This window comes from Microvirga sp. KLBC 81, assembly GCF_003075415.1.
Taxonomy (GTDB): Bacteria; Pseudomonadota; Alphaproteobacteria; order Rhizobiales; family Beijerinckiaceae; genus Microvirga.
In genome coordinates, this window is record NZ_QDAH01000041.1 from 12,725 (window position 1) to 32,029 (window position 19,305).

Annotated in this window: 18 protein-coding genes; 11 read left to right on the forward strand and 7 right to left on the reverse strand. The window is 60.4% G+C overall.

From position 1 onward, the window contains the following. Nucleotides 1-69: 69 nt before the first annotated feature. The 6 genes from DC522_RS21220 (at nucleotide 70) to DC522_RS21245 (ending at nucleotide 6,211) form a co-directional block, all read left to right on the forward strand. Nucleotides 70-1,068 (forward strand): autoinducer 2 ABC transporter substrate-binding protein, encoded by a 999-nt coding sequence (locus DC522_RS21220; RefSeq protein ID WP_116530623.1) that lies wholly within the window; start codon nucleotides 70-72, stop codon nucleotides 1,066-1,068. Between the two features lie 79 nt (nucleotides 1,069-1,147). Beyond that, nucleotides 1,148-2,644: a sugar ABC transporter ATP-binding protein gene (locus DC522_RS21225; RefSeq protein ID WP_116530624.1), complete on the forward strand. Its 1,497-nt coding sequence runs from the start codon at nucleotides 1,148-1,150 to the stop codon at nucleotides 2,642-2,644. Next, a complete protein-coding gene (locus tag DC522_RS21230; protein ID WP_245444402.1) occupies nucleotides 2,641-3,660 on the forward strand; it encodes an ABC transporter permease in 1,020 nt (339 codons plus the stop codon). The genes DC522_RS21225 and DC522_RS21230 overlap by 4 nt, the downstream gene beginning before the upstream one ends. 28 nt (nucleotides 3,661-3,688) lie before the next feature. Next, nucleotides 3,689-4,681, forward strand: a complete 993-nt coding sequence (locus DC522_RS21235) for a dihydroxyacetone kinase subunit DhaK (RefSeq protein WP_116530626.1) — start codon at nucleotides 3,689-3,691, stop codon at nucleotides 4,679-4,681. Between the two features lie 10 nt (nucleotides 4,682-4,691). Beyond that, nucleotides 4,692-5,288 (forward strand): DAK2 domain-containing protein, encoded by a 597-nt coding sequence (locus DC522_RS21240; protein ID WP_116530627.1) that lies wholly within the window; start codon nucleotides 4,692-4,694, stop codon nucleotides 5,286-5,288. 47 nt (nucleotides 5,289-5,335) lie between these two features. Beyond that, a complete protein-coding gene (locus DC522_RS21245) occupies nucleotides 5,336-6,211 on the forward strand; it encodes an NAD(P)-dependent oxidoreductase (protein WP_165820240.1) in 876 nt (291 codons plus the stop codon). 177 nt (nucleotides 6,212-6,388) lie between these two features. Here the strand turns inward: DC522_RS21245 and DC522_RS21250 are convergent, their stop codons facing one another. After that, a complete protein-coding gene (locus DC522_RS21250; protein ID WP_116530629.1) occupies nucleotides 6,389-7,846 on the reverse strand; it encodes an MFS transporter in 1,458 nt (485 codons plus the stop codon). Between the two features lie 142 nt (nucleotides 7,847-7,988). On the opposite strand from DC522_RS21250, the gene DC522_RS21255 reads away from it, so the two are divergent. Then, nucleotides 7,989-8,894: a LysR family transcriptional regulator gene (locus DC522_RS21255; RefSeq protein WP_116530630.1), complete on the forward strand. Its 906-nt coding sequence runs from the start codon at nucleotides 7,989-7,991 to the stop codon at nucleotides 8,892-8,894. Between the two features lie 35 nt (nucleotides 8,895-8,929). Here the strand turns inward: DC522_RS21255 and DC522_RS21260 are convergent, their stop codons facing one another. The 3 genes from DC522_RS21260 to DC522_RS21270 all read right to left on the reverse strand — a co-directional run bounded on the left by DC522_RS21260 (nucleotide 8,930) and on the right by DC522_RS21270 (nucleotide 11,451). After that, complete coding sequence (locus DC522_RS21260) at nucleotides 8,930-9,826, reverse strand: DMT family transporter (protein WP_116530631.1); 897 nt, start codon at nucleotides 9,824-9,826, stop codon at nucleotides 8,930-8,932. A gap of 264 nt (nucleotides 9,827-10,090) precedes the next feature. Then, complete coding sequence (locus DC522_RS21265) at nucleotides 10,091-10,480, reverse strand: cytochrome c family protein (protein WP_116530632.1); 390 nt, start codon at nucleotides 10,478-10,480, stop codon at nucleotides 10,091-10,093. After that, entirely contained in the window at nucleotides 10,477-11,451 is a 975-nt protein-coding gene (locus tag DC522_RS21270; RefSeq protein ID WP_116530633.1) for a DUF5074 domain-containing protein, read from the reverse strand. Before DC522_RS21270 ends, DC522_RS21265 begins: the two co-directional genes overlap by 4 nt. Before the next feature lie 385 nt (nucleotides 11,452-11,836). On the opposite strand from DC522_RS21270, the gene DC522_RS21275 reads away from it, so the two are divergent. After that, a complete protein-coding gene (locus DC522_RS21275) occupies nucleotides 11,837-12,874 on the forward strand; it encodes an MBL fold metallo-hydrolase (RefSeq protein WP_371680149.1) in 1,038 nt (345 codons plus the stop codon). A gap of 175 nt (nucleotides 12,875-13,049) precedes the next feature. Here the strand turns inward: DC522_RS21275 and DC522_RS21280 are convergent, their stop codons facing one another. From DC522_RS21280 to DC522_RS21290, 3 genes are read right to left on the reverse strand one after another with little or no spacing between them, the layout of a single operon-like run. Then, on the reverse strand, nucleotides 13,050-13,874 hold the full coding sequence (locus tag DC522_RS21280) for a carbohydrate ABC transporter permease (RefSeq protein ID WP_116530634.1): 825 nt from the start codon (nucleotides 13,872-13,874) through the stop codon (nucleotides 13,050-13,052). Continuing rightward, on the reverse strand, nucleotides 13,871-14,809 hold the full coding sequence (locus DC522_RS21285) for a carbohydrate ABC transporter permease (protein WP_116530635.1): 939 nt from the start codon (nucleotides 14,807-14,809) through the stop codon (nucleotides 13,871-13,873). Before DC522_RS21285 ends, DC522_RS21280 begins: the two co-directional genes overlap by 4 nt. 42 nt (nucleotides 14,810-14,851) lie before the next feature. Beyond that, a complete protein-coding gene (locus DC522_RS21290) occupies nucleotides 14,852-16,186 on the reverse strand; it encodes an ABC transporter substrate-binding protein (RefSeq protein ID WP_116530636.1) in 1,335 nt (444 codons plus the stop codon). A 136-nt stretch (nucleotides 16,187-16,322) separates the two neighbouring features. Between DC522_RS21290 and DC522_RS21295 the strand changes: the two genes are divergently transcribed. From DC522_RS21295 to DC522_RS21305, 3 genes are all read left to right on the forward strand, one after another. Beyond that, nucleotides 16,323-17,210 (forward strand): dihydrodipicolinate synthase family protein, encoded by an 888-nt coding sequence (locus DC522_RS21295; RefSeq protein ID WP_165820241.1) that lies wholly within the window; start codon nucleotides 16,323-16,325, stop codon nucleotides 17,208-17,210. Further along, a complete protein-coding gene (locus tag DC522_RS21300) occupies nucleotides 17,207-17,881 on the forward strand; it encodes a GntR family transcriptional regulator (RefSeq protein WP_116530638.1) in 675 nt (224 codons plus the stop codon). Before DC522_RS21295 ends, DC522_RS21300 begins: the two co-directional genes overlap by 4 nt. A gap of 80 nt (nucleotides 17,882-17,961) precedes the next feature. Beyond that, nucleotides 17,962-18,921, forward strand: coding sequence for a PfkB family carbohydrate kinase (locus DC522_RS21305; RefSeq protein ID WP_116530639.1), 960 nt, complete (start codon nucleotides 17,962-17,964; stop codon nucleotides 18,919-18,921). Nucleotides 18,922-19,305 lie beyond the last annotated feature (384 nt).

Genomic DNA, 19,305 nt, shown 5'->3' on the forward strand with positions numbered 1-19,305 from the left:
GCGTGGTCCGGCATCCGTCAGTCCGCAAACCAGTCGGGCGGGAGCCATCATAATGAGGGAGAAGGGAAGATGAGTTCGGTTGTCAAGAAGACTGCCTTGAGTGTCGCGCTTGGCGCGGCAATCATCGGCGGCACCATCATTGGCACGAATGCACAAGGCGCTAAGCACACCATCGTTACAGTGGTGAAGCTCTCAGGCATCGCATGGTTCAATCGGATGGAAGAGGGCGTAAAGCAGTTCGCCCAGGAAACCGGCCACAACGCGACGCAGGTTGGACCAGCGACGGCCGATGCCGCCCTGCAGGTGCAGATGATCGAGGATCTCATCGCCCGCGGCGTGAATGCCGTCACGGTCGTACCGAACTCACCCGAGGCCCTGGAACCGGTTCTGCAGAAGGCCCTGTCGCGAAACATTGTGGTCGTCGGCCACGAGGCATCGAGCCTGAAAAATGTCACCTATGATGTCGAAGCGTTCAACAACGCGGCGTATGGCGAGCATCTCATGGAAGCCCTGGCCAAGGGCATGGGTGGCAAGGGCGAATATGCCGTGTTCGTTGGTCACCTGACAGCCAAGACCCACAATGAATGGGTCGATGCAGCCGTCGCGCTCCAAAAGTCCAAATACCCGGACATGAAGCTCGTCACCACGAAGATCGAGAGCAACGAGAACCAGCAAACCGCATACCAGAAGACGAAGGAACTGCTGCGCACCTATCCCAACCTCAAGGGCATTCAGGGCAGCGCCGGCGAGGATGTCGTCGGTGCGGCCCTCGCGGTTGAGGAAGCAGGCCTGACCGGCAAGGTCACGATCGTGGGCACCAGCCTCGTATCGGTCTCCGGCCCGTATCTGGAGAGCGGAGAAATCAGCATGATCTCGTTCTGGGATCCGGCCAAGGCCGGCATCGTGATGAACAAGGTCGCGGCCATGGCTCTTGAAGGCAAGAAAGTCGAGGATGGCATGGACCTCGGTGTAGAAGGCTACAACAAGGTCAAGCTGGACGGTAAGGTGATCTACGGCCAGGCCTGGGTGGACGTCACCAAGGATAACATGAAGGACTACAAATTCTAAAAGGCGGATTTCTGCCCGCCGGGCACGGGTGCAATCCCGCGCCCGGCCCTTGATACGATGAGATTCGGAAAAGTTCTCGATGCCCGGTTTGACTCTCGAGATGCGCAATATCCGCAAGGCATATGGTCCCGTGCGGGTGCTGGAGGATGTCGGTCTGAGTCTGGTTCCAGGTGAGGTTCGATGCCTGGCAGGCGAGAACGGTTCCGGCAAGTCGACGCTGATCAAGATCCTGTCCGGCGTCGTGGAGGCCGATGCCGGCGAGGTTCGCATAGGGGGTAAACCGCTAGCGTCTCACCCCGATGCCGCCATCGCAGCGGGACTCTCTGTCATCTACCAGGATTTCTCTCTTTTCCCGAACCTGACCGTAAGCGAGAACATCACCTTTCTCCGATCGGTTGCGTCGGGCGAAAGGCTCTTTCATCCTCTCGCCCGACGAAGGCTCGCGGGCGAGATCATCCGGCGCATGGGAGTCGATCTCGATCCGGATCAACCGGTGGAGTTCCTACCGGTCGCATCCAAGCAGCTTGTCGCCATTGCGCGCGCGCTCGCGAACGATGCCCGCGTGATTGTCATGGATGAGCCGACGACGGCCCTCACCCGCTCCGAGGTCGCAAGCCTCGTGCGCATTATCCGCGCACTGAAGCAAAGCGGCGTCGCCTTCATCTTTGTCAGTCACAAGATGGAGGAAGTTTTCGAAATCTGCGACAGTGTCACCGTCCTGCGGGACGGCCGTGTGGTGGCCGAAGGGCCTGCCTCCGAATTCGACCACGACAGGCTGGTGGAGGCAATGACGGGTCGTAACATTGAGAACCAGCGTCTGCACCGCAAGCCGGCACCTCCAGCTCCTGCGTTCCTATCCGTTCGAAACCTCGGGCGGCGAGGTGAGTATGCAGCCATCAATCTCGATCTGTTTCCAGGCGAGATCGTCTCCATCGTCGGTCTGCTTGGCTCAGGCCGCACGGAGCTCGCGCTGACCCTGGCCGGCGGCCTCACGCCGGATTCGGGAGAGATCGCAATTGAAGGCAAGCCGGTCCACTTCACAGCGATCCAAGATGCAATGAAGGCTGGCATTGCGTATCTTCCAGAGGACCGTTTGACCGAAGGATTGTTTCTCAGCCAGCCGATCCGCGAGAACATCGTGGTGGCAAGTCTGAACAAGGACGCGAAAGCCGGATGGTTGAGCCGGATCGGCATGACCAAACGCGCGCGCCATGCCGTCCAGAACCTGCGCATCAAGGCTCCCCGGGTCGAAGCCCCGGTGGCAACGCTCTCGGGTGGCAACCAGCAGCGCGTGGCGCTCGCTCGCTGGATGGAGAGAAATCCTCGCCTGCTGATCCTGAACGGCCCCACCGTTGGCGTGGATGTGGGATCGAAGCGCGAGATCCATGAGTTGCTTGTAGGGCTCAGTCGAGCCGGCATGGCCGTCCTTGTAGTCACCGATGACATCGGCGAGGCTATCACGCTTTCCGACCGGATCGCCGTCATGGTGCGCGGTTCGATCACCGCCACCTTCGAGGGCGAGAGCGTCGATGAAGAAACCCTTTCTGCTGAAGTGATCCGCGAGGACGTCCGATGACCTCTGGCCCAATGCGCGTGTTCTCATCCCCACAAGGGGTGGTGACCATCACGGCGCTCGCCTTCGCCCTCATCCTTTCGCTCTCGAATCCAGCGTTCTTCTCCACGGCAACACTTGTGGATCTGGCTCGCAACAGCCTCGTGACCGGGATCTTCGCTATCGGCGTGGTGATGGTTCTCGCGTCCGGCGGCATCGATGTGTCGTTTACGGCCATTGGCGCATTCGCCATGTACGCGACGATCAAGCTCCTTACGGCCTATGGCATCAACATTCCGATCGTCGGCATTTTCGCCATCGGCGCGCTGATCGGCGCTGCTCTCGGCCTCATCAACGGCCTCCTTATAGGGGGTCTCGGCCTGCCGACACTGATTGTGACACTCGGAACCCTCAGCCTGTTTCGCGGCGCGCTGCTGACTTTTCTCGGTACAGTCTATATCACCACCGTACCACGGGAGATTATCTCGTTTTCGCGAACCGTCCTGGTGCGGGTGGAGAATGCCGCAGGCCAAATGGTGTCCCTGCCCTTCTCGTTTCTGGTTCTCGTCGGCGTGGCCGTCCTGGCGGCTGTCGTCATGAACGGCACCATGTTCGGTCGCAAGATCTACGCAATTGGTGGGTCCGAGGAGGCGGCCACCCGCATCGGCATCAACGTGCCGCACGTGAAGGTGATGATTTATGTGATCAGCGGCGCGATCGCAGGTCTTGCAGGGATCACTCAGGTCACTCTCGCCCGCATGGCCAATCCCTTCGACCTTGTCGGCATGGAGCTCAACGTCATTGCCGCCGTCGTGCTGGGCGGCGCGCGGATCACGGGTGGGCACGGCACCATCACCGGAACGCTCATGGGCGTGTTCGTTATTACGATGATCAACACATCGCTGCTGATGGCTGGTGTGCCATCCTATTGGCAGAAGGTCGTGATTGGCATTCTGATCGTCCTGGGCACCGGACTGCCCATCGCAATTGACCGCTACGTGCGTCATCGTGAGCGCCTCGCGCGCCCACTGTCGGCGTAAGTGCAACCATTTCCAGGGGAGAAGACCGATGAAGAAGATTCTGAACAATCCCGCCGATTACGTCGACGAGATGCTGGATGGCTTATGCGCCGCCCACCCTGAATTCTATGCGCAACCGGAACGGCGGGTCATCGTACGTGCCGGGGAAAAGAAGGCGGGCAAGGTCGGCATCGTCACCGGCGGCGGCTCCGGTCATCTTCCGATCTTCACAGGCTATGTCGGACCAGGTTTTCTTGACGGCGCCGCGATCGGCGATGTGTTTGCGAGCCCCTCGGCCGAGCAGATGGCCGCCTCCATGCGCCATGCCGATGCGGGTGCCGGCGTCCTTCGCCTCTACGGCAACTATGGCGGCGACATCATGAACTTCGACATGGCCGGCGAGATGCTGGAGTTGGAGGACGTCCGCTCCACCACTGTGCTGCTCACAGATGACGTCGCCTCCGCTCCGCCGAACGAAGCTGCGAAGCGTCGGGGCGTGGCTGGCATGGTCTATGCCTTCAAGATCGCCGGCTCCGCCGCCGAGACAATGGCGGATCTCGACGAGGTAACGCGGATTGCTCAGAAGGCTGCAGATTCATGCCGATCCATCGGCATGGCACTCTCGCCCTGCACCGTTCCCCAGGCGGGCAAGCCCACATTCCAGATCGGTGAGGACGAGATGGAAATGGGCATGGGCATCCACGGCGAGCCCGGCATCTGGCGCGACAAGCTCAAGCCTGCAGACGCCATCACCGACGAAATGTTGGACCGGCTCATTGCTGACCGTCCCCTACAGCGCGGCGAGCGGGTTTCAATCCTCGTCAATTCGTTGGGTGCAACCCCACTTGAGGAGCTCTACATCATGTATCGGCGCGCCCGTGCCCGTTTGAACGACATCGGTGTCGAGATCGTCATGCCGCTCGTCGGCCGCTATGCGACCTCCATGGAAATGACGGGCGCAACGATCACTCTCATAGCACTTGATGACGAGCTCGAGCGGCACCTCAAAGCCCCGGCTGCCTGTGCCTATTGGCGGGTTTGAGGAGGCCACGATGTCAATCGACAGCGCCGTGCTCGCCAGAGCAGTTTCCAGTATCGCCGCATCCGTGCAGAACAACGCCGAAGAGTTGAACGCAGCCGACGGCACACTTGGAGACGGAGACCTCGGCATCACTGTCTCACGTGGGTTCCAGGAGGCTGCCGCGGCAGCGACCCCCGCAGATATAGGGCTCGCCATGCTCGAATACGCGAAGGCGTTTCAGCGTGTCTCCTCCTCGTCCTATGGCACCCTTGTGGCAACCGCCTTCATGGCAGCTGCAAAAGCACTGAAAGGACGAGAGGAGTTCGACGCAGAGGAAATCCCCGACCTCCTCGAAGCAGCACTCACAGCGATGATCAACCGAGGGAAAGCGGCCCTTGGCGACAAGACCGTCCTGGACAGCTTGGCAGCCATCGTAGAAGCAACCCGCAATGCGTCGGCCGATACCATGGTCGCTGCGGCAAAAGCCGCAGCAGCAGACACGGTCGAAACCTTCCGGGGAAAACCTAACAAGATCGGACGCGCGCGCATGTTCGGCGACCAGAGCATCGGCTTGCCGGATCCTGGCCAGCTAGCGCTGCAGCGTATCGTGGAAGGTCTGCCAAGTTGAAGTGCTCCCACATGGTGGAGCAGCCATAATATACGCAGGAGATGAGAATGGCCGATCTTGCATTCCTCGGACTCGGGATCATGGGCAGAGGCATGGTTCGCAACCTCCTCAAGGCTGGACACAGGGTCTCCGTGTGGAACAGAACGCAACGGGATCTACCGGCTGATCTCGCCGAAGCAAAGACTGCGGCATCGATCCCAGACGTTGTGAGTGGCAAGCGCCTTGTCATGGCCTGTCTCACGGGTCCGGACGCTCAGCGGGAGACTCTCCTTGCACGAGGCGGAGTAATCGACAGCGCGAAGGCCGGAACCGTGATCGTAGATGCGACGACCACTGACCCGCGAGTAACGCTCGAAGTGGCGGAGGCGGCGGAAAAGCGCGGACTCCAGTATCTCGACACGCCGGTTTTCGGTTCGAAGAACGAAGCTTGGGAAGGACGGCTCGATTTCGTATGCGGCGGGGACCGTGCCGCGTTCGATGCAATCCGCCCCATTCTCGATACTATGGCGGCGACCGTGCACTATCTCGGACCATCGTCGAAGGGAGCCGCCGCGAAGCTCGTCGGCAACCTTCTCGTTGCGGCCCAGATGGTATCACTCGGCGAGGCCCTCTCCCTAGCTCGCAAAAGTGGTCTCGATCCCGAAGCGCTAATGGGCTACTTGGACGTGACCGATTTCTCGTCAGGTCTGATCAGAGGTGTGGGCCGGGCCACGCTTTCGGGCGATTTCACACCCCATTTCTATCTCAAGCACATGCTCAAGGATGCTCGTCTCATCGGCGATTACGCACGATCCGTCGGTGCGAGCCTGCCGAGCACTGCGGTCACAACCGAACTCTACCAAGCTGCGGCCAACAAAGGACTCGGCGATCTGAACGCATCTGCCCTTCACAAATTGCTGTTCGAAATGTCCAGTCTCGATTGAAGCGTTCGCTCGATGAATGGGGGCTGATGCGCTCAGCCCCTCTACCTTATGAAGGTTGGTGAACGTCTTCCCGGGTCAGAAGTGGAAGTCCCCTGTCCTTCACAGAGTCCGCTTACCGCTCGCAAGCTGATCACGGCGCCTGGTCCGAGAGTGCCCGAAGCGGCCATTTGACTTGCGTCATAGCTGGTTTCCAGGGGGTGAAAGGCGGATTGCGGGAGCACGACTCCCGATTGCGATCGCGAGAGCGAAGACGAGCAAGACTGTAGCGACTGCGAACGTGATTTCCATGCCGGTGGCAACGGCCTGAAGATGCGCAGCCGTGACATCGAAAGTCGCCGAGGCAAACGCAAATACCGCCCCCATGACGGACGCGCCCGTGATGAGGCCGAGATTGCGCGCAAGGTTCAGCATGCCCGAAGTAACACCCCGCTGGTCAGGTCGAATATCCTTCATCACGGCGGTGTTGTTGGCGGTCTGGAACAGCGCATAGCCGGCAGTGACGACAACGATGGGAGCGATGTAACCGGCGATGCCGGACGTCGCCGGCATTATGGCTAGCATGAGCGAGCCGGCCGTCATCCCGGCAAGCCCGGCGATGGTCATGGGTTCGGCACCGAACCTGTCGACGATGCGGCCAGCCGGTACGCCAGTGAATGCTGCGACAAGCGGACCAGCCGACATGATCAGTCCGATGAAAGCCGTATCGAGCCCGAGTGAGTCAGAGAGATAGAACGGCCCGACCACCAGCGTCGTCATCATCACCGTCGAGACGAGGGCACTCGTCGCAAGACCCGCGCTCAATGTCGGATTCCGGAATATCGCCAGACGGATCAGGGGTGACGCGGCCCTCGCCTCGGCGCGCACAAAGAGGCCAGCTCCGAAGACGGCGGCTCCCAGCAGAGCCACGTTCAGCAGGCCGAAATGCCCGCGCCCGATCGTCATAGCGAGCGCATAAGTCGCGAGCGTCAAAGCCAGCAGCACCGTGCCCGTTATGTCGAAGCCGGGGCGATCCGCCTTCGGGCGTCGGCCATCGACCGGCAGGGTGCGATGCGCGAGAAGGAATGTGAGAGCCCCAAGCGGCACGGTGACGAGGAAGATCGCCCGCCAGCCGAGGCCGGCGATCAGAACGCCGCCGAGCGAAGGACCAAGTGCGGTGCCAATGGCGGACATGGTTCCGAGCAGCCCCATGGCGCTGCCGGTCTTTGCTTTCGGAACTATTTCGCCGACAAAGGCCATCGTGAGGGCCATCATGATGGCTGCTCCTAATCCCTGCACGACCCTTGCGGCGATCAGCAGCCACAGAGTGGGGGCGGCGCCGCACAGGACCAAGCCGGCCGTGAAGAGGATGATACCGATGAGCAGCAGCCTTCGGCGGCCAGTGATGTCGCCGAGCCGTCCAACGTCCACACTCAGGGTGGTGATGGTGAGGAGGTAGGCGAGAACGACCCACTGGACCTGCTGAAAGGAGCCCGTGAACGCCTGTGCCACGGCCGGCAAGCCGACATTGGAGATGCTGGTGCCGAGCGATGGCAGCAGCATGGAGAGCGACAGGCCGACGAGCGCCACCCCAATCGAAGGTGGCCGTTCCGCATGTCCGAGCCTTGCCCGGTCCTGTTCGGCAACCATCAGCGTCATGATGAACTCCGTTTTCTGGCGGCTCCCGGAACGGAGCCGTCCGAACCGTAGTCCTCTGCCAGACATGGCGGAACGCGCATCGTTTGCACTTCACTCCTGCGCCTGACGCCACATCACGATCAGGCTGTGCTATGGTCGACGCATGCCAATCCCTGACCTCAACCTGCTCGTCACCCTTGATGTATTGCTCGCGGAAGGCAGCGTTGCGCGCGCAGCCGAACGGCTGCGGCTGAGTCCCTCGGCGATGAGCCGGGCGTTGGCGCGATTGCGCGAGACGACTGGCGATCCACTGCTGGTCAGGGCCGGGCGCGGTCTCGTTCCCACACCCCGAGCGCTCGAACTCCGCGAGCGGGTCGGCCAGCTCGTGCAGGACGCAGAAGCGGTTCTACGCCCCGCTGAGAGCCTCAATCTCAAGCAACTCGTCCGAACGTTCACGCTGCGGACCAGCGAAGGCTTCGCAGAGAACTTTGGGCCGGACCTCCTTGCGCGTGTCAGCGAGGAAGCTCCCGGCGTGCGGCTGCGCTTCATGCTGAAGTCAAACAAGGACAGCGCGTCGCTTCGCGACGGGACGGTCGACCTGGAAACGGGCGTCGTGGGGAAGGCGACTGGTCCGGAGGTGCGTGCGCAGGCATTGTTCCGAGACCGTTTCATTGGCGTCGTGCGAATGGGGCACCCACTGAGCCAGGGCGAGATCACTCCCTCCCGTTATGCAGCCGGCAGGCACATCTGCGTCTCGCGGCGGGGGCTCGACAGAGGACCGATTGATAAAGCCTTAGAACCGCTCGGGCTGGAACGGGACATCGTCACGATCGTCGGTGGTTTTTCGACTGCGCTGGCTCTCGCTCGGACCTCCGACCTGATCGCCACTGTTCCCGAACGACACACCGGAAGCTTGCGCGTCGGAATGGATAGTTTTCTCCTTCCTATTCCTATTCCGGAGGTCACGGTTTCGCTGCTCTGGCACCCACGGTTGGATGCTGATCCAGCGCATCGCTGGCTGCGCGCGTGCGTTCGGGACGTTTGCAGCACGCAACAGTTCAGTCCCTAAGGGTTAAATGACCACGCGGGCGATACTCTGATCGCCTACCGCAGGCGGTCCCAGACAAGTGCCGCCAGGGGCATGACGTGGTTGCGCCTCAGAGTAATGATCAGAACGCCGCAGAGCGCGATCCCGGTGCCGAGAGCCATTCGAGTGTCAAAACGATCCCCAGTCACCAAGATCCCCAACGCCACGGTCATCAAGGGATTCATAATCGTTAGAGGCGCGATCAGGTTGGCAGGATACTTGCCAATCAGGCCATAGTAGATGGTGTGGGCGAGCAGGGACACGATCAGGGCCGAAAACAGCAAGGCCGCTAGGAAGCCCCAACCCGCCTCCAGTGACCTCGGGATCTGATCGGTCTCAAAGCCTGCCGTCAGGAAAGCAAGCGGCACCACGGATGCAAGGCCGATCCAAGCCTGGAACCGCAGCGGCTGAACGCCTTCCATCTGCTTCATCATCACGGCTGCCAGAGACCCTGCGGCTGCAGACCCAAGGATCAGGACGAGCCCACTGGAGATTGGAAGCCCGTTATCGGGATTCCACATCACCAGCACGCCGCCCACAAAGGTCATGGCGATCCCGAGCCCTCTTCGCCAGTAGATTTTCTCCCCGAGCATGACGACAGACAGGAGAGTCGTGATCGGGAGTCCGAGTTGGGTTACGACGGCTGCGCTTGAGGGGCTCGCGGTCTTGATACCAAGGAAGAAGAGCGCAAAGCCACCGCCGCCCATGAGGAACCCGACCAGAAGGATGCGCCAGGTCGGCCGTGGAATAGGCAGGAGCCATGGCATGACCAACAGCGCGACGATGCCATATCGGGTCGCCGCATAGAACAAGGGCGGGATCTCCATTCCGGTCACGACGAGCTTGCTCACCACTGTGTGCATCGCCCACAAGAGGCACACCAGAAGCATCAGGGAAAAATCACGGAGATCCATGACCTTTGATAAACCGGCCCTGGAGAGCACCACAACTGCCAAGAGCGTTGAGCTGGCATGCGGAAACGCGGGGCCTGGAGCATCGCATCATTATGCGCGGAAAACCGGGGTCACTTTCAACAATGCGCGCATGAAAGGGAGTGACCATCGGCTAGATCCCAAAATTGAGATCATCCGGTGATCTAGCCGAAGCAAATGAGCGCCGCCCGTCCTGCTGACCCGAGATGCCATCACTGAAACGAGGTGGCGGATTAGACACGCACGCTATGGACGAGGGATGGACCGGAGGTAAGCGATCAGGTCCGCGCGTTCGGCTGGATCGTCGATCCCGTGGAACTGCATGCTGGTCCTCGGCGCCACGGTCTCAGGCTCCGCGGTGAACCTGTCGAGCAGCGCTTCCGACCAGACCCTTTCGCGAGCCGCGAGATCTCGCATCGCCAGTGAATAGTCGAAATCGTCCTGTGCGGCGATAGGCTGGCCGATAATGCCCGCGAGGTTGGGACCTTGCAGGTTCGTCTCGCCCGGCATGACCGAATGGCACGCGTAGCAGTACTGGAAAATCCGTTCGCCCCGTGCCGGATCGCCCGCGTTGGCAGGCGATCCTGCGCCCGGAAAGGCAGCACACGCAACGAGGACCGCGATCCGTGGCCTCACTGCGTGGTTCCGTTGCGGATCACCACGAGCCTGTCCGCACCCGACTCGGGCAGCCAGACCTCCCCTGGGCGGCCGAGGATCTGGCGGACATTCGCCCCCTCCTCTGATTTCGGGATCGTCGTGAAAGCCTCCGTCTTCGGATCGAAGGCATGGATTGCGTTGCCGCCGAAGTCGGACACCCAGACAATGTTGCGCTCATCGACATAGACTGCATAGGCCCGCGGCTGCCCGCCTGGCAGCTTCCAGGCCCTCCATTCACCGCTCCTGGGATCATGCATGGAAAGCTGGCCCGAGTTCCACTCGGAGATCCACAGACGACCCTGGCTGTCTGACCAGACCCGCCGCGCCCCCTGGTTCGGCGTCGGCGGCTCGATCACTTTCGCGTCTCCCGTCTCCAGATCGATCTTCGCCAGGTGACTTCCTGCCAAGGAGACGTAGTAGATCTCCCCGTCCGGGGTCGAGGCGATGCCGTAAGGTCCCCGTCCCTTCGGATCCTTAAACACCTTCATGTCGCCCGTCTTGGGATCGAGGCGGCCGTAGATGCCGTTCTGGCCCGTGAACCAGTGCACGCCGTTCCTGTCGAAGGCGCCGGTATTCAGATTGGTGTAGCCGGTGTCCTCGGGCAGCCGCCAGACCTTCACCCCCTCGGTCTTCGGATCGAAACGCACGATGGCGTTCTGCCCGCCGTCCGTGATCCAGGCAGCCCCGTCCGGTCCCTGGATCACACCGTGAGGCGCCGACCTCGGGCCGAGCGTCACCTCACGGACATTCCCTGTTTGAGGATCGAGAATGCCGAGAGCGCCCTTGCGCTGGGCGGTGTACCAGACCTTCCCGTCTGGAGCCGGTGCGACATCGTGCGGACGGGCACCTTGCGGGAGATGATAGACCTGCCGGTCGAGAGCAGATGCAGATGACACGGCAATGAACGCGGTGGTCGCCGCAAGGGCAAGGCGACGGAAAAGCGCGAGCATAGGGCTCTCCTGTTGTCAGAGCAGAGCATGGAGCCAGATTGTGTCAATCCTCCAAGGCGGCAAGATGGGAGACGTTCACACTGCCGCGAGAGCCCTAAGGGCACACGATCGCCATCAGCGCCCTTTCGATGGCATCTGGAAGGATAACACCGCGGCAGTGTTCGCCACCTAAGCAAGGGCAGGAATGCGCTCACCTGAAGTGGAGACGATGGCGTGCAGGAGGCGACCATTCCACCTGATTGTGGGGTCCGCGACGGGCCAGGAGGCTCAGGGACGAGCGATTTCGATCTGCTCCACCTGATTGAGACAGCCTAAGCAGGGCCCTAAGTGCTGTTCGGCACTGCATTCAGACCAAGGGGTTACCGTGCTGTCGCGCAGAAGATTCGTGCAACTGGTCGGACTTCTTCCCTTCCTTAGTACTGCGTCGCACGCTCGTGCCGCCCAGGGCAGCTTCTACTACAAAGGTCCGCGGAGCGACCACTTTGATGGGCAGCGCTTCTTCAACCCCGGCGGAGAACGCTCCCGCAGCTTTGTCGAGTTCCTCCATTGGCGGCTCACCAAGCGGGCAGTGCCCTGGCCTGAGGTTTACCCGAGCCCGTTCCAGGACACGCCTCCAGCACGCGTTGGGAGGCATGATCTGCGCATCAGCTTCGTCGGGCATGCGACCTTCCTGATCCAGATCGCGGGTCACAACATCCTCACGGATCCGATCTGGTCCGAGCGAGCCAGTCCTGTGCCGTTTGCCGGACCGCGGCGATACAACCGGCCGGGCATTCCGTTCGACCGCTTGCCCCGGATCGATACGGTGCTCATCTCGCACAACCACTACGATCACCTGGACTTGCCCACCCTCGTGCGTCTCTGGGAGCGGGATCGACCGAGGATCGTGGCCCCGCTCGGCAACGACACCATCATCCGGACTCACGATCCGAACCTCGCTGTGACGGCTCTGGATTGGGGGGATCGCATTGCACTCGCGCCTGATCTTCAGGTGTTCGGCGAGCCGGCCCATCACTGGTCCGCTCGGGCCACCAATGACCGCAACCATGCGCTCTGGGCGTCCTTCGTGGTGCGCGGCGGCGGTCATGCAATCTACTTTGCAGGCGATACCGGGTTTGGTGGTGGCCGGCACTTTCGCGCTATTGCGGCCCGACACCCTCGCCTTGATGTCGCTCTTCTGCCCATCGGCGCTTACGAACCCCGCTGGTTCATGGCGCCTCATCACATGAACCCCGAGGAGGCGGTTCACGCTTTCCGCATTCTTAAGGCCAAGTCCGCCTTGGGTTGTCACTGGGGAACCTTCAGGCTCACAGACGAAGGCGTTGACCAACCGCCTCAAGATCTTGCCACCGCTCTTCGGGCAGGAAGGATCTCTGCTCATCGCTTTATCGCGATGCGACCAGGGCAGGTCTGGACAACCTGATGCGGGCGTAATGTCTGCGTCGGGCCAAACTAGGAGGCAGAGCAGAGTTAAACCAACGTCTGCTCACGCCACCAATGCGGAAATCCGGATAAGGTCTGCACGTGTCACAGGCATTCGAAAACAGCTTTCGGAAGAACATTACTTATTCAGGCCGTCTGCCAGGCAGCCCTCCAGATCAACCACCCTTCACCGCACCAGCCGTCAAACCGGCAACGATCTGACGCTGAGCGATCACGGTGAGTACGAGCACCGGCAAGGTTACGATCAGAGCCGCCGCGGCCAAGGGCCCCCAACTCAGCTGCTCGAAGGACAGCATGTTGTAGACGGCCACTGGCAAGGTGCGGGTCTCTCGCCCAGCCAGCACCACCCCGAACACGAAGTTGTTCCAGGAGAAGATCACCGCGAGAATGAAAGCAACCGTGATGCCCGGTTTCGCGATTGGGAGCGCAACGTAGCGGAACACCTCCCAACGGCTGGCGCCATCAATGACAGCCGCTTCCTCAAGTTCGAGCGGGGTCGTCTCGAAATAGCCGATCATGATCCAGATGACGATCGGAACTGTAATGACCAGGTGGGCGATGATCTGCGGCACGAGCGTCCCCATAAGCCCCAGCCATTGAAACAGCAGAAAAAGCGGGATGAGATACGACAGGCCCGGAGTCATGCGGGCGATGAGCACGACGATGGCAGCCTTGGTGGCCCGCATGCGCGCGATGCCGTAACCAGCCGGAACGCCGATCAGGAGAGCAAGCCCGGTCGCGGCGCCGGTCACGATCAAGCTGTTGAGGAAGAACAGCCCGAAACGGTTCGCCTCGAACACACCAGTATAGTTTTTCCAGGCGAAGCGCTCAGGGATCAGGATGGGCGGATAGGCGGCGTTATCAACTTCATACTTGAGAGAGAGTGAGAGCATCCAAAGAAAGAACAGGATGGCTGGCGACACCAGCACTACGCCAGCGAACAACATGCCAAGCGAGTTCAGAAGCCTTCTTGACGTCATGCTCCCCCCTGCACGTCGGTCCACTTCGTCCTCTGACGGAGATGGAGCATCAGAAGCGACAGGGCGATAACGATCACGAAGAATACGACTGCAATGGCAGATCCGTAGCCCACGTCGTAGTAGGCGAATGCGACGCTGTACAGGTAGAGGTTGATCGTTTCCGACGCTGTTCCGGGCCCGCCCTGAGTGATGGCGTAGATGATGTCGAAGCTCTTCAGGGCATCGATGGTCCGGATGATCACGGCAACCATGAGAAACGGCGCGATCATCGGCAAGGTGATATAGCGGAATTTCTGAACCGCGCTGGCTCCGTCGATGGCAGCGCTCTCATACGGTTCCGATGGAATGGCCGCAAGGCCGCCAAGCACGATCAGCATCACGAGCGGTGTCCACTGCCATGTCTCGACGAGAACCAGGGACGGGATCACCGTCAAAGGATTGAAGACCCAAGCCTGAGGCCCGATCCCGACCAGCGACAGGAGATAGTTGAGCACCCCTAGTTGGGGATGGAACATCATCGTCCATACAAGTGCAATGGCCACGGGTGTCGCCATCATCGGCATGATGAACAACCCGCGCAGAATGCCTCTGAACGGCAAACGTGAATTGAAGACCAAGGCGGCCAAGGTTCCAAGGATCAACGGCAGGACGACGGCAAGAAACGTGTAGATGAACGTGTGGACAACCGATGTCAGGAAACGCTCATCCGATACCAGCCGCAGATAGTTGGTCAGGCCGGCAAAGCGGCGAGCCCCGCCAACCGTCCATTCGTGCAGGCTCATCCAGACTGTGAAGACCCAGGGAAAGACGATAACCGAGCCCACCACGGCAACCGCAGGCACGACGAATGGCCAGTACGAGCTTCGCGGGCGAGCGCCCCCAACGGGCGCTGCCTCCTTTATCTCTCCAGGCTGTCGCTCAACGATGGTCGCCATCAACGCGCTCCACCATGGCAGCCCTCCTCATGCAAGCGGTCATCAGGCCTTTTCGCTGCGCTCGAGAATCGGCTTGAATTGCTCCGTTGCTTTCTTCATCTCTGTGGCTGGATCAGCTCCCGCCAAGAGATTGGTGAGGCCAATGCCGATGATGTCGCGGAACTCGGTGACCGGCTGAACGACGGGGAGACCGAGCTTGCTGATCTTGCCGGATTCCACCACCGCGTCGATCCAGGCCGGTGGCATCTTCACGCCCTTGCGGACTTCCGGATCGTTGAGAATCGAGTTGCGGAACGGAACGCCGCCGCCGGCTTGCAGAAGACGAGCGCCCATCAGTTTCGAAACGGCCCATTGGCAGTAGAGATAGGCCGCCTCCTTGTTCTTGCTGGCGGCGGTAACGGCGATGCCATCCCCGAACGTTGCCGAGGCCTGCGCCTTCGGCCCGCGCGGCATGACCCCATAGCCAACCTTTCCGACGACCCGTGACTTGTCCGGGTCCTCAAGGGGCGGCGCAAAGCCGACGCCATCGAGCCACATGCCGATCTTTCCTTGTAGGAAGGCTGACTGACATTCCGACCAGTTAAAGCCGGAAACTCCCTGGGGGGCCGATTTCGAGAGGAGGCGCTGGTAAAGCCGCGCAGCTTCAATGGCCTCCGGCGTATCGGTCATCAGATTACCATTCGCATCGACAGGATCGACGCCATAGCCGAGCAGGAAGCTCGTCCAGACGGGAACGTTGGCGTTCTTCAAGCCACGGGCCACGAACCCGTAGGTCCCCTCCTTCGGGTCGGTCAGAGCTTCCGCCACTTTCACCATCTCGTCGAAGGTCTGAGGATAGGCGAGCCCTTTCTTCGCGAAGAGATCCTTGTTCCAATAAACCATCCAGTAGTCGACGGAGAACGGCAGTGACAGCATCTGGCCCTGCGGGTTCTTCGCATAGAGCAGCCCGGCCTGAGAGAAGTCGCTTTCGGTCAGGCTGGGATCCGTCAGTTCCGGGTTCTTCAGGAAAGCGCTGATGTCGGCCAGCCAGTTGGCTTTTTCGAACTGACGCTTCTGGACATGATAGCTGATGTGGATAACGTCGAAGCTCGGGCTGCCGGAGTTCAGCTCGATCACGGCCTTCTGCCGCTGCTGCTGTTCCGGCGTCTGCTCGGACGAAACCTGAATCCCCGTGAGATCGGTGAACTCCTTCTCATATTTCTGCAGGACCTCGCCGCGCGGACTCTTGACGAGATTCACGCCGATCTTGGTACCGGCATATTTCTTCCAGTTCACATCAGCAAAGGCAGGCCCCGTGCCGCCGAGGCCGTATGCGGTTGCGACCGCGCTGCTTGCCAGGAATGTGCGACGCGTGAGCGAGCCAAAGGTCTTGGCCATTGTCAGTTCCCTCCCTGTTTCACCGTAACGGCCCTTTGGGCTCTTTTCTGTGCTTGCAACAGATTAAGCACCGAGTAACATGTTAGTGTCAACACAACATTTGATCAGGCCTCATTTCAGGCCTCTGGAGGCTCTCTTGTCCCTCAGCTTCGGCATCAGTCCCGCTCTCGTCACCCCTTTTGCGGAGGGTAAAGTAGATGTTCAACGTCTCGCCCATCACGCGAAGGACTGCCTCGCCCGGGGCTGCCGAACAGCGACGATCTTCGGGACGACCGGCGAAGGCCCTTCCGTAGGTGCTGCTGAGCGGGAGCGTGTCGCCAACGACCTCATCAGCCTCGGCGTTCTGCCGGAACAACTGGTCGAGGGCGTCATCGCCTGCTCGCTGGAGGAGGCCGCTTACAGCACAAGCCAAGCCCTGCGCCGTGGCGCTCATGCCGTCCTTCTGGCGCCACCCTTCTATTTCAGGCCAGCTGCCGACGAGGCCGTCTTCGCTTGGTATGCGGCGGTTTTCGAAGCGGTCGGCAGCGATCTTCGGGATGTGATTCTTTATCACATCCCCGGCATGACCGGCGTGCCATTGTCGCACAATGTCATCGCTCGCCTCGTGGAGCGCTATCCTCACGCGATCAGGGGCGTGAAGGACAGCGCATGCGATCCCGAGGCGACATTCGCCTTGATCAAGGCATTTCCTCACCTCGATATTCTCGTTGGCGACGAAACATACTTGGGGCGTGCCTGTGCGGCTGGGGCCGCGGGCTCCATCTGCGGCGTTGCCAATATTCTTCCCGAGGCCGTGATCGCCTTGGCAGAGAATGGACGTGATGACCCTCGCATTGTCAGCCTTGTTCAGGAGATCACACGCCATTCCGTGGTTCCGATGGTGAAGGCGCTCGTGGCATATGCAAGAGGAGACGTCGTCTGGGCGGCAGTCAGACCGCCTCTCTCTACTCTGGACCAGCAGAGTATTGCCCAAGCCGTCGAGCTGCTCGAGCCTTTTGGGCTCTCAGCGAGTGCAATTGAATGACCATGGCCCGCCAAGCGCCTCGCACCGAACTCAAACTACGGGAGCGCGCCTATGACGCATTTACGGAACATCTGCTGCGCAGCGAGATCAAGCCCGGTCAGTTCGTCACCCAACGTGAGCTCGTGGTCCTTACAGGACAGCCGCTAGGAGCAATCCGGGAACTGATCCCGCGCCTTGAGGCCGAAGGGTTGATCATCACGGTCCCACAGCGTGGACTGCAGATCCTGCCTCTCGATATAGGCTTGATCCGCAATGCATTTCAGTTTCGAATGATTCTGGAACGGGAAGCCGTTGCATCCTTCACACAGAGCGCGAGCGACGCAGCAATCGAGCAGATCGAAGCCGCGCATCGCTCGATTGTTGCATCGGCGCAAAAAGGCATGACGGATGCGCTTGTGGCCGAGGCTCAGCGGGTTGACCGCGAATTTCACGAGAAAATCGTGGACGAACTCAACAATGATATCATCTCGAAAGCCTACCGCGTGAACTGGATCAAGGTGCGGCTCATCCGTCAGAGTGAAACGAGTCTCGACGAAGACCTTGTGATACCGGTGATGCATGAACACCTCGCCATCATCGCCGCAATGAAGCGGCGAGATCCTGCTGCTGCCGTGGAGGCTGCCGTCGCGCATATCATGAATGCCCGTTCGCGAGCCCTTAAGCTGGAGTGACGGTCTTCGTGCACTCCCTCACACTGTCGATGCAGTCGCCCTGCCCGACGACAGCTGTTGAAACGACCCGGACGGTATCGATGAACGAAAAGCCTGTAATCTGTCTCGGTTGCGCCTTCTGGGACACCATCTTCAAGGTCGATCATATCCCCGATCATGGCACCAAGATATTACCCGAGAAAGCCGTTCAGGCTGCATCCGGAATGGCGACGGCAGCCGCCATTACAATCGCTCGCCTTGGCGGACATGTCGAACTCTGGGCCCGCATCGGCGACGATCCAGTCGGCGACAGCTTCCTGCTCGACCTGTCACAAGAGGCTGTCCGGACCGATCATATTCGCCGGATCAAGGATGCCCGTACAGCATTCTCCACTATTCTCGTCGACAGTGCCGGCGAAAGGCTGGTCGTACCCTACACCGATTCATCACTGGAGAATGATCCGGGTTGGCTGCCTCTTGGTGAGATCGCGGAAGCGAGCGCCGTTCTTGTCGACATGCGGTGGCTGGAAGGAGCGAGAGCCGTTTTGCTGGAGGCACGCCGTCACGGCATCCCAACCATTCTTGATGCTGATATCGCGCCTCCGGAAGCGCTCCGGGAGATGATCTCGCTTGCAGATCACGTTCTGTTTTCGGAGCCCGCATTGCTTTCCCTCACAAGCAGAGGAACGCCCAGAGAGGCCTTGCTGGAGGTTGCAGGGAATCTTCGGGCGGAAGTCGTGGGTGTAACACTGGGCGCAGCTGGTGCATTGATATGGCAGCGCGAACAATCGGAGGGCACTTTATATGAGCTCCCATCCTTACCAATTCGCGCCATGGATACCTTGAATGCCGGCGACGTCTGGCACGGTGCATACGTCTATGGTCTGGTCAATAATTGGGGGGTCTTGCGGTCTGCGCAGATCGCCAACGTCGCGGCTGCCATCAAATGCGAGTCTTTCGGAGGCCGTCTCGGCTCTCCCCGGCTCCCTGAACTGCTCGAGCGAAGTCAGGCTCTCCAACCACCATTCGCAAATATCCAGGGTTTGCATCCTCAGTTCTAGAGCATCGTGCGGAACCGAAGGTCCGCTCTCAACGATGCTCTCATTGAAGGAGAAAGCATCGGATGGGTCCCAAAAGTGCAAATCCACTTTTCACGTCCGATGCTGTAGAACAGAGTGATACAGCGTCTCCAAACCTGTGAAGCAGCTTCCATAGAGGTCAGGATATCCCCAAACTCGCTGCGCTTTTACCCCACGGCCGCGTGTTAGGAACGATGCGAAGGCGTGACAGATGGGAAATTAGCAATGTCGCTGCTGTTGCGCTGTAAAGACAGCGACCACGTAAGATCGCTACAGCGGAAGCACACCATGAAATCGCAGGCGGTGTTACGCCGGTGTTATCCTGGATGAACAAGCCAAACTCGCGGGAACAAGCTAGCTTTATAA

What these genes read in the sequence shown, in the direction of transcription:
- DC522_RS21220 (WP_116530623.1), top strand. Translation starts at nt 70, where the DNA reads ATGAGTTCGGTTGTCAAGAAGACTGCCTTGAGTGTCGCGCTTGGCGCG.
- DC522_RS21225 (WP_116530624.1), top strand. Translation starts at nt 1,148, where the DNA reads ATGCCCGGTTTGACTCTCGAGATGCGCAATATCCGCAAGGCATATGGT.
- DC522_RS21230 (WP_245444402.1), top strand. Translation starts at nt 2,641, where the DNA reads ATGACCTCTGGCCCAATGCGCGTGTTCTCATCCCCACAAGGGGTGGTG.
- DC522_RS21235 (WP_116530626.1), top strand. Translation starts at nt 3,689, where the DNA reads ATGAAGAAGATTCTGAACAATCCCGCCGATTACGTCGACGAGATGCTG.
- DC522_RS21240 (WP_116530627.1), top strand. Translation starts at nt 4,692, where the DNA reads ATGTCAATCGACAGCGCCGTGCTCGCCAGAGCAGTTTCCAGTATCGCC.
- DC522_RS21245 (WP_165820240.1), top strand. Translation starts at nt 5,336, where the DNA reads ATGGCCGATCTTGCATTCCTCGGACTCGGGATCATGGGCAGAGGCATG.
- DC522_RS21250 (WP_116530629.1), bottom strand. Translation starts at nt 7,846, where the DNA reads ATGACGCTGATGGTTGCCGAACAGGACCGGGCAAGGCTCGGACATGCG.
- DC522_RS21255 (WP_116530630.1), top strand. Translation starts at nt 7,989, where the DNA reads ATGCCAATCCCTGACCTCAACCTGCTCGTCACCCTTGATGTATTGCTC.
- DC522_RS21260 (WP_116530631.1), bottom strand. Translation starts at nt 9,826, where the DNA reads ATGGATCTCCGTGATTTTTCCCTGATGCTTCTGGTGTGCCTCTTGTGG.
- DC522_RS21270 (WP_116530633.1), bottom strand. Translation starts at nt 11,451, where the DNA reads ATGCTCGCGCTTTTCCGTCGCCTTGCCCTTGCGGCGACCACCGCGTTC.
- DC522_RS21280 (WP_116530634.1), bottom strand. Translation starts at nt 13,874, where the DNA reads ATGACGTCAAGAAGGCTTCTGAACTCGCTTGGCATGTTGTTCGCTGGC.
- DC522_RS21285 (WP_116530635.1), bottom strand. Translation starts at nt 14,809, where the DNA reads ATGGCGACCATCGTTGAGCGACAGCCTGGAGAGATAAAGGAGGCAGCG.
- DC522_RS21290 (WP_116530636.1), bottom strand. Translation starts at nt 16,186, where the DNA reads ATGGCCAAGACCTTTGGCTCGCTCACGCGTCGCACATTCCTGGCAAGC.
- DC522_RS21300 (WP_116530638.1), top strand. Translation starts at nt 17,207, where the DNA reads ATGACCATGGCCCGCCAAGCGCCTCGCACCGAACTCAAACTACGGGAG.
- DC522_RS21305 (WP_116530639.1), top strand. Translation starts at nt 17,962, where the DNA reads ATGAACGAAAAGCCTGTAATCTGTCTCGGTTGCGCCTTCTGGGACACC.